This is a genomic window from Bacteroides sp. AM54-2NS, from assembly GCF_003602935.1.
GTDB classification, from domain to species: Bacteria; Bacteroidota; Bacteroidia; order Bacteroidales; family Bacteroidaceae; genus Bacteroides; species Bacteroides xylanisolvens.
This window is the reverse complement of sequence record NZ_QTMZ01000156.1, coordinates 1-519: the sequence shown is the minus strand read 5'-3', so window position 1 is coordinate 519 and position 519 is coordinate 1. Positions and strand designations below refer to the sequence as shown.

Annotated in this window: 1 protein-coding gene; it reads left to right on the top strand. The window is 48.0% G+C overall.

The genetic code is table 11. The features are described 5' to 3' along the window. A partial coding sequence (locus tag DXA05_RS26275) for a hypothetical protein (protein ID WP_128859798.1) occupies window positions 1-440 on the top strand: 440 nt, incomplete at its 5' end. Window positions 441-519: the final 79 nt, after the last annotated feature.

Sequence of the window (519 nt, the reverse complement as noted above, 5' to 3'; positions counted from 1 at the left end):
AGAAGAAAGGCATCTCGGTGAGAGGACACATCTATTGGGCAGAGTATGAGGAGAACGTGGAAGACGATTATGCCCTCTTGTCCTTTGACACCGAAAGTGCTTGGTCTTCATGCGACTTGTTCTTTGAGGAGGTGAACAAGGCACTTGGCGATGAACTTTCAATCAGTTGGCGAGAGGTTGAGCCAGGTTGCGACATCTTCTATACGCACGATGAGAACGACTTCTTCCCCGAAGAGTGCTACGTCACTGCATACGGAGAACTCTTTGAGGATTGTGAGGGTGCTTACTCCACCTTTGGTGATGCTATCAAGTTGTGGTGTGAGAAGACTGGTGTCTCACAGGACGGAAGAAGCGAACAGAAGATGATTGACTTCATCAATGAATACGAGTATGAGGCAGAGGACACGAATTTCTGCATCAATCCAATCACATTCGGCTAACAAGGAGGAACGGATATGGCAACGATAGACATGGAGCAGTTGGACGGCGTTGTAGGGTGTTTCTGCACCTTGCTTTATC